The 13,354-nt window shown below is 76.1% G+C and carries 11 protein-coding genes; 5 read left to right on the plus strand and 6 right to left on the minus strand.

Annotated features, from left to right (window positions below; all coding sequences use genetic code 11):
• Positions 1–120 precede the first annotated feature (120 nt).
• Positions 121–684 carry a TetR/AcrR family transcriptional regulator gene (locus J0910_RS10725; protein WP_420158357.1) on the plus strand — a complete coding sequence of 188 codons (564 nt, stop codon included), beginning with the start codon at positions 121–123 and terminating at the stop codon, positions 682–684.
• Here J0910_RS10725 and J0910_RS10730 read toward each other — a convergent pair.
• Positions 635–1,825 (minus strand): helix-turn-helix domain-containing protein, encoded by a 1,191-nt coding sequence (locus tag J0910_RS10730; protein WP_420158358.1) that lies wholly within the window; start codon positions 1,823–1,825, stop codon positions 635–637. The genes J0910_RS10725 and J0910_RS10730 overlap by 50 nt on opposite strands.
• Positions 1,826–1,964: 139 nt before the next feature.
• Here J0910_RS10730 and J0910_RS10735 point away from each other — a divergent pair, with 139 nt between their 5' ends.
• Together J0910_RS10735 and J0910_RS10740 are read left to right on the plus strand one after the other, a co-directional pair.
• Positions 1,965–3,611, plus strand: coding sequence for an amidohydrolase (locus J0910_RS10735; protein WP_420158359.1), 1,647 nt, complete (start codon positions 1,965–1,967; stop codon positions 3,609–3,611).
• Between the two features lie 590 nt (positions 3,612–4,201).
• Positions 4,202–5,536: an MFS transporter gene (locus J0910_RS10740; RefSeq protein WP_420158360.1), complete on the plus strand. Its 1,335-nt coding sequence runs from the start codon at positions 4,202–4,204 to the stop codon at positions 5,534–5,536.
• Between the two features lie 447 nt (positions 5,537–5,983).
• On the opposite strand, the gene J0910_RS10745 is transcribed toward J0910_RS10740, so the two are convergent.
• Both J0910_RS10745 and J0910_RS10750 read right to left on the minus strand, forming a co-directional pair.
• A complete protein-coding gene (locus J0910_RS10745; RefSeq protein ID WP_420158361.1) occupies positions 5,984–6,706 on the minus strand; it encodes a response regulator in 723 nt (240 codons plus the stop codon).
• Positions 6,703–8,019 (minus strand): sensor histidine kinase, encoded by a 1,317-nt coding sequence (locus tag J0910_RS10750; protein ID WP_420158362.1) that lies wholly within the window; start codon positions 8,017–8,019, stop codon positions 6,703–6,705. The genes J0910_RS10745 and J0910_RS10750 overlap by 4 nt, the downstream gene beginning before the upstream one ends.
• A 587-nt stretch (positions 8,020–8,606) precedes the next feature.
• Here J0910_RS10750 and J0910_RS10755 point away from each other — a divergent pair.
• Positions 8,607–9,611 carry a CPBP family intramembrane glutamic endopeptidase gene (locus J0910_RS10755; RefSeq protein WP_420158363.1) on the plus strand — a complete coding sequence of 335 codons (1,005 nt, stop codon included), beginning with the start codon at positions 8,607–8,609 and terminating at the stop codon, positions 9,609–9,611.
• A 48-nt stretch (positions 9,612–9,659) separates the two neighbouring features.
• Here J0910_RS10755 and J0910_RS10760 read toward each other — a convergent pair whose 3' ends face one another.
• The 3 genes from J0910_RS10760 to J0910_RS10770 form a co-directional block, all read right to left on the minus strand.
• Entirely contained in the window at positions 9,660–10,160 is a 501-nt protein-coding gene (locus tag J0910_RS10760) for a GNAT family N-acetyltransferase (protein WP_420158364.1), read from the minus strand.
• Between the two features lie 79 nt (positions 10,161–10,239).
• A complete protein-coding gene (locus J0910_RS10765; RefSeq protein ID WP_420158365.1) occupies positions 10,240–11,253 on the minus strand; it encodes a methylenetetrahydrofolate reductase in 1,014 nt (337 codons plus the stop codon).
• Positions 11,250–11,783 (minus strand): methylenetetrahydrofolate reductase C-terminal domain-containing protein, encoded by a 534-nt coding sequence (locus J0910_RS10770; protein WP_420158366.1) that lies wholly within the window; start codon positions 11,781–11,783, stop codon positions 11,250–11,252. Before J0910_RS10770 ends, J0910_RS10765 begins: the two co-directional genes overlap by 4 nt.
• A gap of 330 nt (positions 11,784–12,113) precedes the next feature.
• On the opposite strand from J0910_RS10770, the gene J0910_RS10775 reads away from it, so the two are divergent.
• Entirely contained in the window at positions 12,114–13,316 is a 1,203-nt protein-coding gene (locus J0910_RS10775; RefSeq protein ID WP_420158367.1) for a glycine cleavage T C-terminal barrel domain-containing protein, read from the plus strand.
• Positions 13,317–13,354: the final 38 nt, after the last annotated feature.

Here is a 13,354-nt window from a genome sequence, read left to right on the forward strand (position 1 = left end):
GGAGCGGGCCGGAGCGGGCCGCGCACCTGGAGGCAACGGGTCATCGGATGAATCGATTCCCGTCCGCCATTCTGAACCGTCCAGACGGTACAGTACCGTCCAGCCGGTACAGTGTCAAAGGTGAGTGCAACCACAACGCGCGACCGCATCCTCGACGCGCTTCAGGACATCCTGATCGAGCAGGGCTTCTCCGCCGTGACCCTGGAAGGGGTCGCCGCGGCGGCCGGGGTCTCCAAGGGCGGGCTGCTCTACCACTTCCCGAGCAAGGCGGCCATGATGGAGGGCCTCATCCGGCGCCTCTCCGACCTGGCGGAGTCGGAGTTCCGCGAGGCGGTGGAGAGCGGCGAGGGGGTGGTCCGGGTCTTCCTGCGCACCTCCCTCCCGCAGTCCGCGGAGGAGGCCGACGCCTACGGGGCCATCCTCGCCGCCCTGCGCAGCAAGGAGGGCATGTCGGAGGCCTCCCGGGAGCTGGTCCGGCACTTCTTCGAGGAGTGGTCCCGCCTGCTCCACCGGGAGCTGGACGACCCGGTGCTGGCCGAGACCATCCGGCTGGTCGGCGACGGGCTGTACCTGTCCGCGGTGGTCGGCCTGCCCCAGCCCGAGCCCGAGGTGCTCCAGGCGGTGATGGACCGCCTCATCGAGCAGGCGGACGCGGTCCGGAACCGCACTCCAGAGCAAGGATGAGCGCCGCCGCCTCGGCCGGCCGGGTCGGCCTGCACCCGGTCAGCTCGGCCAGCCGGGCCAGCCGGTTGAGCACCGTGTTCCGGTGGCAGAACAGCTCCCGGGCGGTCTCGCCGACCGACCCGGTCGCGGCGTAGCGGCGGAACGTCTGCACCAGCCGGTCCCGCTCGTGCACGGGCAGCGCGCGCACCCCCTCCACCAGCGCGTCGGCCAGCACCGGCGCCAGCTCGCCGAGCCGGGCCGCGGCCACCGGCGCCCAGGCGTCGGCCAGCGGGACCGGCCGCTCCGCGTCGGCCGGGAGCACCGCGGCGACCGCGGCGGCCACCCGCAGCGACGCGGGCACCCGGTCCAGCCCCCCGGCGACCGGGCCGAGCGCGCACGGCACGCCCTCCAGCCAGCCGGGAACCGCCCGCTGCCCCCGGGGCAGCTGCGCCACCAGGACGGTCCACCCGTCGTGCTCCTGCACATGCGCCGGGCCGGCCGCCGCGGCCGCGGCGGCGCGCAGCCGCTCCCGCCCCCCGGCCGGCGCCGCGGCCACCGCGAACCGCGCCTCGGGGGAGAACCGCAGCGCCGTCGCGGCCTGCTCGACCAGCCGCCGGTCGTTGCCGTCCGAGGCGAGCAGCCGGCCCAGCAGCACGGCGCGCTGCTGCTCGCGCTCGCGGGCCAGCACAGCGGTCTCGTTCAGATACCCGGTGTGCACGCGCACCGTGTGGAACTCCACCGATTCCCAGAGCCGCACCGCCTCCCGGGTCAGCTCGGGCAGCTCCGCGGCGGTCACCCGGTCCAGCAGCGCCGTCCACAGCAGCCGGAAGTCCAGCCGCACCGCCTGCACCAGCTCCTCCAGCGGAACCCCCTGGTGGACGCGGCGGCGGCCGAGCTCCTCGGAGATCCCCTGCAGCCGGTCGGGCACCGGAAGCCCGCCGATGATCCTGAGCAGCAGCTCCAGCGAGGCGTGCGCGGTGGCGCGCAGGTCGTCCAGGGGGACGGTGTCCCGGTAGCCGCCGAACCCGGCCACCTCGGCGGAGTAGACGCCGACCAGGTCGTCCAGGTCGTCCAGGCATTCGCGTACGGCGCGGCGGAGGGCCTCGGACGGCGGCGGCAGGTGCAGCGGGCCGGCTTCCCCGCCAGGAACGGAGCTGTGCATATGCCCATTATCCGCCGCCGACTTCGCTGCGAATCGTCATTGTGTCCCAGGTCGCTCCGGCTGCACGCTGGACCGGACGCCCGCCGCCCCGCCGGCCGGGCCGCACCGAACGCGAGACCACCGAGGGAACCACCGCCCGATGCTGGACCTGAAACTGACCAACGCGCGGATCCGCACGGTCGACGACGACCGCCCCGCCGCCACCGCGCTCGGCGTGTTCGCCGGCCGCATCGCCGGGCTCGACGGCGACATCGCCGACCTGCCCGCCCGCACCACCGTGGACTGCGGGGGAGCGGTGGTCGTGCCCGGGTTCGGCGACGCGCACAACCACATGGCGTGGTTCGGCCAGTCGCTGTCGGAGGTGGCCCTGGAAGAGGCCGCCACCCTGGACGAGGTCTACGCCGCGGTCGCCCGCCGCGCCGCCGAGACCCCGGACGGCGCCTGGATCGTCGGCTCCGGCTACGACGACACGGTGCTCGGCGCGCACCCCGACCGGGCCGGCCTGGACCGCGCCTCCGGCGGCCGCCCGGTCTGGCTCAAGCACCGCTCCGGGCACATGTGCGCGGTGAGCAGCGCGGTGCTGGAGGAGGCCGGCGCCGCCACCGCGGCGGTGCCCGACCCCGAGGGCGGCGTGATCGTCCGCGACCCCGCCGGGACCCCCACCGGGCTGCTCCAGGAGCGGGCCCAGGAGCTGGTCACCGCCCTGGTCATGCCCTACCCGGCGGCGGAGCTGGCCGAGGCCGTCGGCCGCGCCTCGCAGGTGTACGCGGCGGAAGGGCTCACCCACGTCACCGAGGCCGGGATCGGCCGCGGGCTGATCGGCCGCACCCCGGTCGAGGCCGCCGCCTACCAGCTGGCCCGCGAGCGCGGCCTGCTGCGCACCCGGGTCCAGCTGATGGTCGCCGCGGACAACATGCACCCGCTGCACGGCCACCCCGAGGACGGCATCGAGACCGGCATCGACCTGGGGCTGCGCACCGGCTTCGGGGACGACGTGCTGAGCCTGGGGCCGATGAAGATCTGGCTGGACGGGTCGCTGATCGGCCGCACCGCCGCGGTCACCGAGCCGTTCTGCGACCACGGCCACGGCACCGGCGTCTACCAGAACGACCCGGAGGAGATGCGCGCCCTGGTCGTCGCCGCGCACCGGGCCGGCTGGCGGGTCGCCGCGCACGCCATCGGCGACGACGCGGTCGACCTGGCCCTGGACGCCTTCGAGGAGGCCCAGCGCGCGCTGCCCCGGCCCGGTGCGCGGCACCGCATCGAGCACGCCGGGGTGGTCCGCCCGGACCAGCTGCCCCGGCTGGCCGCGGCCGGCGCGGTCCCGGTTCCGCAGCCGCACTTCCTGTACACCGTCGGCGACACCATGGCCGCCGCGCTCGGCCCCGCCCGCCGGGACTGGCTCTACCGGCACCGCTCCTTCCTCGACCACGGGCTGCGCGTCCCCGGCAGCTCCGACCGGCCGGTCGCCCCGGGCGCGCCGCTGCTCGGCATGGAGTCCATGGTGGAGCGGGTCAGCAGCGGCGGCACCGTGCTCTCCCCGGACGAGCGGGTCCCCGCCGAGACCGCGCTGCGCGCCTACACCCTGGACGCGGCCTGGGCCGCCCGCGACGAGCACCGCCGCGGCAGCCTGACCCCGGGAAAGCTCGCCGACCTGGTGGTACTGGACCGGGACCCGGTCACCGAGGGGCCGATCGGCTCCGCCCGGGTGCTCGCCACCCTGGTCGGCGGCGCGTGCGTGCACGGCGCGGGCGCCCTGCCCGGCCTGGAGGCCGCCGCGGGCTGACCGCCCCGAGCGGACCGCCGGATGCGCCGGCGATCGCGCGGTCCGGTGGGCGGGGCGCCCGCGCCGCCGCCCCGGCCGGGAGGCGGCCGCCGGAACCGTGCGGGCGCTCCCGCCGGTCTCCGCGCCGCGCGGCCGCGGCGAGGGCACTCCACCCGCCCGGCACGGCCGGGTGCGTATCCGTCGGTCTCCCGGCCGGAGAGAGAGGAGGACCTTCCGATGAGCGTGCCGAGCCGCCCCCGGGCGGCCGGTGCGGATCCCGGCCGCCGAGCGGCGGCCCCGCTTCGGCCCGCCCGCCCTCCGGCCGGGGCGGCGGCACCGCGTGCGGGCGCCGGCCCCGGCACCGGCCCGGGGCAGAGGCCCGGCGCGCCGGACCGTACCGCCGCGGCCGCCGGACCTTCCGGCGCCTTCTGCTGCGCCGCTCCGCGCGACCGCCTGTTTCCGCAGGTCGAATAGGAAGGGAGGAACGAGACCCGGTGCGGCCGCAGTGCCGCGCCCGCACCGCGGGACCGCGCCTCCCGCTCCGCAGTACCCGCATCCCCCGAAAGTCCCGCGTCCCTGCCGGCGCGGGCGGCGAATAGGAGAACGACGACATGAGTGATCTCGACCCGGCGGCCCCCGGCGCGCGCTCCGCGCCGGAGGCACCGGTGGTGAGCGGACGGGAGTCCGGACGGATCGCCTTCGCCGCGTTCGTCGGCACGGCGCTGGAGTGGTACGACTACTTCCTCTTCGGCACCGCCGCGGCGCTGGTGTTCAACCGGCTCTACTTCACCACCCTCGACGCGACCGCGGCCACGCTCGCCGCGTTCGCCACCTTCGGCGTCGGGTTCGTGGCCCGCCCGATCGGCGCCGTGCTCTTCGGCTGGATGGGCGACCGGATCGGGCGGCGCCCGGCGCTGCTCCTCACCGTGGTGGCGATCGGCGCGGCCACCGGCCTGATCGGCCTGCTGCCGGACTTCGCGAGCATCGGGATCGCCGCACCGCTGCTGCTGGCGCTGCTCCGGCTGGTGCAGGGCGTGGCGGTCGGCGGCGAGTGGGGCGGCGCGGTGACGCTGGCCGTCGAGCACGCCCCGCCGGAGAAGCGCGGCCGCTACGCCGCCCTGCCGCAGATCGGCTCCCCGGTGGGCACCCTGCTCTCCTCGGGCGCCTTCGCCCTGGTGCTGCTGATGCCGGCCGAGCAGTTCGACTCCTGGGGCTGGCGCCTGCCGTTCCTCGCCGCGTTCCCGCTGCTCCTGGTCGCGGTCTACATCCGCCGCAAGGTCGAGGAGTCGCCGATCTTCGAGGAGCTGGAGAAGCGCGAGGAGCGCTCCAAGGTCCCCGCGGTCGACGTGTTCCGCCAGGCATGGGGCCGGCTGCTGGTCGCGGTGGCCTCCGCGCTGCTGGGCGTCGGCGGGTTCTACATCATGACGACCTTCGCCATCAGCTACGGCGCCGACACCCTCGGCATGTCGCGGAGCCTGATGGTCAACTCCACCCTGGCCGCCGCGGTGGTGCAGATCGGCGTGATCGTGGTCGCCGGCCGGCTCGCCGAGCGGCTCGGCCCCGGCCGGATGACCATGTGGGGCGGGCTGGCGACCGCCGCCGTCGCCTTCCCGGTGTTCTGGATGATCGACACCACCTCCCCGGTGCCGGTGGTGCTCGCGGTCGCCGCGGGCGTGGGCGTCCTGTCCATCGCCTACGCGGTCTCCGGGGCGCTGCTCACCGAGCTGTTCCCGGCCCACCTGCGGTACAGCGGCGTCGCCCTGGCCTACAACATCGCGGGCGCGCTCAGCGGGTTCCTGCCGTTCATCGCCACCGCCCTGATGGACGGCGCCGACGGCGCCTCCTGGGTGGCGTCGCTGCTGCTCGCCGGGGTCGCCCTGATCACCGCCCTCGGCGGGTTCTACGGCGAGCGGCTGCGGGTGCGGGACAACGTGGTCGTGCGCTGACCGCCCCGGCGCACACCCGGGCCCCGGCGGTTCACCCGCCGGGGCCCGCGCCGCTCCGCGGCCCGGCCCGCATCGGCCCCGGCCCGCGGGCGGCCGGGGCCGGGACGTCCCCGCCCGGCCCCGGAAGGGGCGCCGCCCCGCTCCGCCCCCGCGAAGGGGAGGAGCGGGGCCGGGGAAGGGCGGCCGGTCGTGCGCGGCGTTCCGCCGGACGCGGGGCGGGGGGACCCGCGGACGGGGCGCCCGTGCGGTCCGCGTGCCGTTCGCGGTGTCGGGCGGGGCGGAGGCGCCGCCCCTGGAGGCGTTTCCGGGGCGGGCGTCCGGGGCCGCGCGGAGGACAAGCCGCTCGGCCGGTCCGCGGTGCCGCCCGCGGCGCCGGGCAGGGCGCAGGGTTCCGTCCTCGGAGGTGTTGCCGGAACGGGGCGCTCGGGCCTGCGCGGGGGCGCGGGGTCAGGACGGGCGGTCGGGCGGGGCGGTCAGGCCGGAGCGGCCGACCCAGACGGCGAGCTGGGTGCGGTCGCGCAGGCCGAGTTTGCGCAGGATGCTGGAGATATGGTTCTTGGCGGTGCCCTCGGTGATGAACAGGCGGCGGGCGATCTGCCGGTTGGTGGCGCCCTCGCCGACCAGGCGGGCGACCTCGGCCTCCCGCTCGGAGAGCGGGGAGGCCGGCGGCTCGGGGGCGGCCGGCGCGGGCTGCGCGGCCGGGGGCGCCGGAGGCGCCGAACCGGGGGAGCGGACCAGCTCCACCAGCCGGGCGGCGGCCGCGTCGCCGAGCACCGTCTCCCCGCGAGCGGCCCGGTGCAGCGCGGACACCAGTTCCTCCGGCGGGGTGTCCTTGAGCAGGTAGCCCTTGGCGCCGGCGCGCAGCCCGCCGAAGATGTAGTCGTCATCGTCGAAGGTGGTCAGCACGACGGCGGCCACCCGCGGGTGCTCGGCGGCCATCCGGGCGATCAGCTCGACCCCGTCCATCCTCGGCATCCGGGCGTCGACCAGGGCCACGTCGGGGCCGGGGTCGGTCCGGGAGAGCAGGTCCAGGGCGGCCACCCCGTCGGCGGCGTCTCCGACCACTTCGACGCTCTCCTCGATCTCCAGCAGTTTGCGCAGGCCCTGGCGCATCAGCACCTGGTCGTCCACGATCAGCACCCGCACCGGGCGCGGCCCGCCGCCGCTCATCGGGCCGCCTCCGCCCGTGCGGCCCCGCCGCGCGGTCCGGCCGCGCCGGGGCGGACCGGCAGCACCGCGCGGAGCTCGAAGCCGCCGCCGGCCCCGTCGCCGGCCTCCAGGGCCCCGCCGACCGCCTGCACCCGCTCGCGCAGGCCGCGCAGGCCGAACCCGCCGCTCCCGGAGCGCTCCGGGTCGCCGCCCACCCCGTCGTCGGCCACCGACAGCTCGATCCGCTCCCCGGTGCAGGCCAGCCGGACCCCGATGTGCGCGGCCGCCGCGTGCCGGGCCGCGTTGGTCAGGCCCTCCTGGACGACCCGGTAGCAGACCAGCTCGGCCTCCTCGCCGGGGTCGGGCCAGTCGCCCTCCTGGGTGAAGGAGACCTCGGGGTCGTCCTTGCTCCCGGAGAAGGCCGAGGCCAGGGCGCGCATCGCGTCCGGTCCGGCGCGGCCCTCCAGGCGCAGCGGCCGCAGCGCGCGCACCCACCGCCGGGTGTCGGCGAGCGCCTCCTGGGTGAGCAGCCGGGCGTCGCGCACCTCGTCCCAGGCCGCCTCGGGGCGCGCCCGGCGGAACCGCTCCGCGTTGGCCAGGCCCATGTTGATCACGGTCAGGTAGTGGCCGACCGAGTCGTGCATCTCCCGCGCCATCCGGGCCCGCTCCTCGGCGACGGTCAGCTCCCGGGTGCGCTCGGCATAGCGGCGCAGCTCCGCGTGGGCCTCCTCCAGCTCGGTGAGGAGGGAGCGGGTCCGCTCCGCCTGCCGCCGCGCGGAGATCAGACCGCTGAACACCAGGATCATCATCACGCCGAGGAAGAGCACGATGCCGGCCTCGAACACGCCGCGCAGCACCGGCCCCCCGGTCAGCGCGAACAGGGGGACGGGGGTGAGCGTGGCCAGCAGGGTGCAGGCCACCGCCGCGCGGGTGCCCAGCACCAGCACCACGTTGCCGATCGCGATGCTGGACATCACGAACACCAGCGAGCCGCCCGAGGTGAGCATCAGCAGGTGCACCGCGGTGAAGAAGACGACGCTCAGCACCGCCGCCCGGCGCGGCAGCGGCTGCGGCGCCCAGTACAGGAACGGCCAGCACAGCGCGGCGACCGGCAGGGCGGCCAGGTGCGCCAGGCCGAGCAGGCCGGCCACCGGGTCCGGGGGCGGCGGCGGGGCGAAGGCGGCGTAGAACGCCACCGCCCCGGCGTCGAGGAGGAAGACGCCCCAGAACATCAGCGCCAGCACCAGCGGCGCCCGCCCGCGCCCGTCCAGCGCCACCCATCTGCCCAGGTCTCGCACGCCGCCTCGCTCTTTGTCCGGTTCGTCCCTGCTCATGCGCAGAAGCTAGCACCGCTCCGGCGCACCCCGGCCGCGCAGCGGGTCATGGAGGGGTCATGTCCGGACCCATGACCAGAGGCATGGTGGAGCCCCGCATCCGGCCCGGGGCCCGCCCGGGGCGGCCCCTCTTCCTCCCCGCCGGCCCCGGGGCCGCCGGGTCGGGGTAGAGCGGCGGCCGAGTGGGGAGCACGGCCGGCGCCTTGGCGGAGCGGCAGGTCCGGGAGGCCGGCCGGGGCCGCCCGAGCACCCGGCGGCCGCTCTTCCCCCTCTTCTTTTTCCTCCTCTTCCCTCCTGCGGGCCTCGGGCCGCCGGTCCTGATCTGCGGGCCCGCACCGGCCTGCGGGTCCGGAGGGAGCGGCGGCCCCGGGTGCTCGGCCGGGGCGCCCGGGCACCCGCCGACCCCTCCTCGGATCGCCGGTGGGGGCGGCCGCCGCAGGACGACGGCGGGGAACGGGGGTTCTCCGGTGCTCGCCTCTTCTTCGCGCCGCCGGTATCGGCTGCCGCCGCGCGCCTCCGGCGGAGGTGACCGTCATGTGCCCGCAGGGCGATGCCCGGGCCCGGGGCGCGGCCGTAGCTTCCTCGGCATGGCTACCACCACCGAGCGCCGCCGCACCCCCGGCGACGCCTTCATCGCGGCGGGCGCATCGGGCGCCCGCACCACCCACCCGCTCGCCACGGTCCCGCTGACCCAGGTCTTCTACCTGATCGGCCTGGTGCCGGCGGTGTTCCTCCTCGCCCCCGCCCTGGAGCGGCTCTCCGCCGGGAACGAGGCCCTGGCCGGGATGGCCAACGTGCTGGCGGTGCCGTTCAACTACGCCTTCCCCTACGTGGTGCTCTGGCTGTGGCTCCGCTACTACGAGCGGCGCTCCTTCTTCGCCTCGACCGGGTTCGGCTTCGGCCGGCGCACCCTGCCCGGCCTGGGGTGGGGGACGCTGCTCGCCGTCGGCTACATCCTGGCCTGGATCGGCGTCTCGCTGGCCGCCGGGACCGCGCGCTTCGACCGCGCCCTCGACTTCGAGGGCGGCGGCGGGGCTGCGGGCGTGCTGCTGATCGGCACGCTGGTCCTGGTCATGCGGGTGGTCATGGTCGGCATCGAGGAGCAGCTGTTCCGCGGCTGGATGCTGCAGGCCGTCGGCGCCCGCTGGGGCAGGACCGCGGCGGTGCTGCTCTCCTCCGCCTGCTTCGCGCTGTTCCACTTCTTCTTCATCGGCAACCTCGTGCTGCCCGGGACGACGCCGCACGAGCCGCACTGGGTGCTGATGCTCAACATCTTCCTCTGGGCGGTGTTCGCGGCCCTGCTCACCCTGCGCACCGGAAACCTGTGGGCGGCCACCGCCTTCCACGCCGCCGTGCTGATCCTGCCCGGGTTCCTGCTCACCGTCGCGCTGCCCGAGGGCGCCGGCCGGGGCTGGCCCGCCACCGGCGACGCCTTCGGCCTGCTCATCGTCACCGTCACCGACCCCTCGCACTACACCGGCGGGGCGGGTTTCGCGGGCCTGTTCGAGGGGCTGCCGGCCACCGCGGTGCTCGCCGCGCTGATCGCCGCCGCCTGGCTGCGGCTGCGCCGGGCGGAGCGCACCGCGGCCTGAGCACGGCGGACGCGCGGGGCGGACGGACGGGCCGCCCCGCGCCTCCCGCTACACCCGGTCCTCGAAGACCTGGACCGCGGTGCCGCGGACCGGGACCCGCTCGGTCGGGGTGAAGCCCCGGGACCGGTAGTACTCGACGAGCGCGCCGTCGCCGCCGGCCCAGCAGTCCACCCGGAGCAGCGCGACGCCGCGCTCCCGGGCCCGCTCCCGGGCGAAGCCGAGCAGCCGGCCGCCGATGTCCTGCCCGGCGAACCGGCGGTCGGTGACCAGCAGGTCGATGTAGAGCTCCGGTTCGGGCGCCGGGGCGACGTAGGGCAGCGGCTCCCCGCCCAGCCCCAGCGCCCCGGCCGAGGCGCCCCCGGCCTCGGCGATCCACAGCCGGCCGCCGTCGGCCCGCTCCCGGATCATCCGCACCCGCTCCGGGATCTCCGACCAGGGGACGCTTCCCCACTGGTCGGACCGGCCCCGGGCGGCGAGCCAGCGCACCGCGCCGTCCAGCATCGCCATGACCGCGGGGACGTCGCCGGCCCCGCCCTTCCTGATCCGCATCGCGTTCCTCCTCGGAGGAAGTCGACCACGGACCGGCCGGGGTTTCCACCCCTGGCGCCTCCGGGCCGCGGGAGCCGGCTCACCGGGCCAGGGAGTTCTCCCCCGGGGCGGCCCGGCCCGCGGGCAGCCCCAGGTCGGCGGCGAGCCGGGCGACGGAGGCGTCGTGCCGGAAATCGGCCAGGTGCAGGCCGCGGACCCCCGGCTGGGCCAGCGCGTGCCGGGCCTGCTCCAGGGCCAGCAGGTAGGCGGCCTCGCGCTGGTCGGAGGCGCCCTCCACCCGGTCGACGGTCTCCTCGGGCACCGCGATGCCGGGCACGTGGGCGTCCATGAAGCGCAGCGCGCGGGCCCCCTTCACCAGCGCGATGGTGGGCAGCAGCGCGGTGCGGCGGGTCAGCCCGGAGGCCTCGGCCAGTGAGCAGAACGCCTCCAGGTGCTCGGCCCGGTAGCAGATCTGGAGCTGGAGGAAGCGGGCGCCGGCCGCGGCCTTCTTCAGCGCGCGCCGGACCCGGTACTCGTACGGCGGTGCCGCGGGGTTCTCCGCCGCGCCGATGAGCAGCGGGAGCGGCGGGTCCAGCGGCCGGCCGGAGAGGAACCGCCCGTGCGCCAGCGAGGCGGCGGCGCGGATCAGCTGCGGCCCGTCCAGGTCGAACACGCGGCGGGCCTCGGGCTCGTCGCCGGCGGTGACGTCGTCCCCGGTCATGCAGGAGACCGCGGTGACGCCGTGCAGCGCGGCGCCGACGATGTCGGACTGCAGGGCGAGCCGGTTCTTGTCCCGGCAGACCACTTGGAGGATCGGCTCCACGCCCAGCCCCTTCAGCGCGATCGCGATGGCGACGTTGGAGGCGTGCGCGTGCGCGGCCGGGTTGTCGGTGGCGTTCAGCGCGTCCACGTAGGGCGCCAGCCGGGCGACGCGCTCCGCGAGCGCGGCGACGCCGCCGGTGTCGACCACCGGGCACTCGGCGGTGAGCACCGGGCGGGCCGGGTCCGCCGCGGTGAGCAGTTCGGCCAGGGGCGAGACCGGGCGCGGGGCCGGCGCGGGCGGTTCCGCGCCGGAGCGGCCGGGAGGGGCGCCGGGGCGGGGCGGGGCCGTCATCGGACGGCCTCCGCCGCGCCGCCGGCGCCGTCCTCGGTCTCCTGGAACTCCGGGTCCCCGGGGCCGGGCGCGGCCGGGACGCCCAGGCTCAGGGTGCGCAGCTCGTCCTCCTCCGGGTCGGTGCCGGCGGCGGGCGCCTCCGGCGGCGGGGCCTGGCCGGCCCCCTCCGGGTCCCCGGCCGGCCAGCCGGCCGGGACCGCCCGGTCCCGCCCGGTCAGCAGGTTGGCCCAGGAGGAGGTGCCTTCGAGCCGCTTGTCGACCGGGGCGCGCATCTCGTCGATGCCGGTGCGGAGCGGGCCGGGGAGGCGGTCGGCGCGGGTGCAGGCCTTGAGCCAGACGCAGCGCATGGACGGGTCGACCTCGCAGGAGCCGTCCTCGCGGACCCCGCCGCAGGGGCCGTTGCGCAGGTTCTTCGGGCAGGTCATCGGGCAGGTGAAGCCGGTGGAGTGCAGGACGCACTGGCCGCACATCCGGCAGCCCCAGACGGGCTTCTTGACGGCGTGTTCGATGGTGGCGAGAACCGTGGCCATGGTCAGCCTCGTTCCGTGAGCCGGTCGGCGGCCGCCCGCCGGGACGGGCCGCGCGGCCGCCGGGGACCGCGGGGCGGGGCCGGTGCGGTCCGTCGGAGCGGGCCCGGGACACCACCGGCGATCGAGTTGCTCTATGTGCAACAAGGCGCATATCAGGGAACATCTTCAGATGAGCACAGCGTAGAATCGGCCGATTCGTTGCGTCAATGGATCCTCGTTGCGAAAGGCGGAACGAATCCGCCCGCGCACTCCTTGACAGCCCCCGAGGCGCCGGGGGACGCTCTGTTGCGCATGGCGATCCTCGTTGCGCATCGAGTGGTGGAGGTCCAGATGCCCGTTAACGAGAGCCCGGAGATCCTGCTCTACCCGCGGATCAGGAAGTCGCCGTTCTTCTACGCCTCGCGCAGGCACGGCGTCGCCAAGTACAGCGTCTACAACCGCACCTACCACCCCCGCCACTACGGCGACCCGGTCGCCGAGTACTGGCACCTCCTCAACGGCGTGACCCTGTGGGACGTCGGGGTGGAGCGGCAGGTCGAGATCACCGGACCGGACGCCTTCGCGTTCACCGACATGCTGGTCCCGCGCGACCTGAACAAGTGCGCGGTGGGGCAGTGCAAGTACGTGTTCGTCACCGCGCCCGACGGCGGAATCGTCAACGACCCGGTCCTGCTCCGCCTGGGGGAGAACCACTTCTGGCTCTCCCTGGCCGACAGCGACGTGCTGCTGTGGGCCCAGGGGCTGGCGCACGGCAGCGGCATGGACGTCACCGTCCGCGAACCCGACGTGGGCCCGGTCCAGGTGCAGGGCCCGCTCTCCCGCGAGGTCATGAAGGACCTGTTCGGCCCCTCCGTGCTGGACATCGGCTACTACCGGTGCGCCGAGTACGGGCTGGACGGCATGGACGTCGTCGTCTCGCGCACCGGCTACACCTCCGAGATCGGCTTCGAGATCTACCTGCGCAACGCCTCGCGCGACGGCGTGCGGCTGTGGGAGACCGTGCTGGAGGCCGGCCGGCCGCACGGCATCGAGGTCATCGGGCCCTGCCACATCCGCCGCATCGAGGGCGGCATCCTCGCCTGGGGCAGCGACATCGGCCTGGACACCAACCCGTTCGAGGTGGGCTACGGCTACGAGGTCAGCTGGATGGTCGACCTCGACCAGGAGGCCGACTTCATCGGCAAGGCCGCGCTCACCCGGATCCGCGACGAGGGCGTCCGGCGCAAGCTGGTCGGGGTGGAGATCGGCGGCTCCCGGCTGGGCAGCTACAACGACGGGTCGATGATCGACGCCTTCCCGGTCTACGCGCCCGGCGGCGACGCGCCGATCGGCAAGGTCACCTCGGCCTGCCACTCGCCCCGGCTGGACCGCAACATCGGGTTCGCCATGGTCCCGATCGGCTCCGCGGAGATCGGCACCGAGCTCCGCGTCGGCCGCCCCGGCGGGACGGTCCCCGCCACGGTGGTGGAGAAGCCCTTCGTCGACCCGCGGAAGACGCTGCCCAAGCAGGACCTGCGCGCCCCGGTCGGGTGAGGCGCCGCCCCCGGCCCCCGGTCCGCGACCGGCACCGG

Source organism: Nocardiopsis oceanisediminis, from assembly GCF_048595525.1.
GTDB classification, from domain to species: domain Bacteria; phylum Actinomycetota; class Actinomycetes; order Streptosporangiales; family Streptosporangiaceae; genus Nocardiopsis_A; species Nocardiopsis_A oceanisediminis.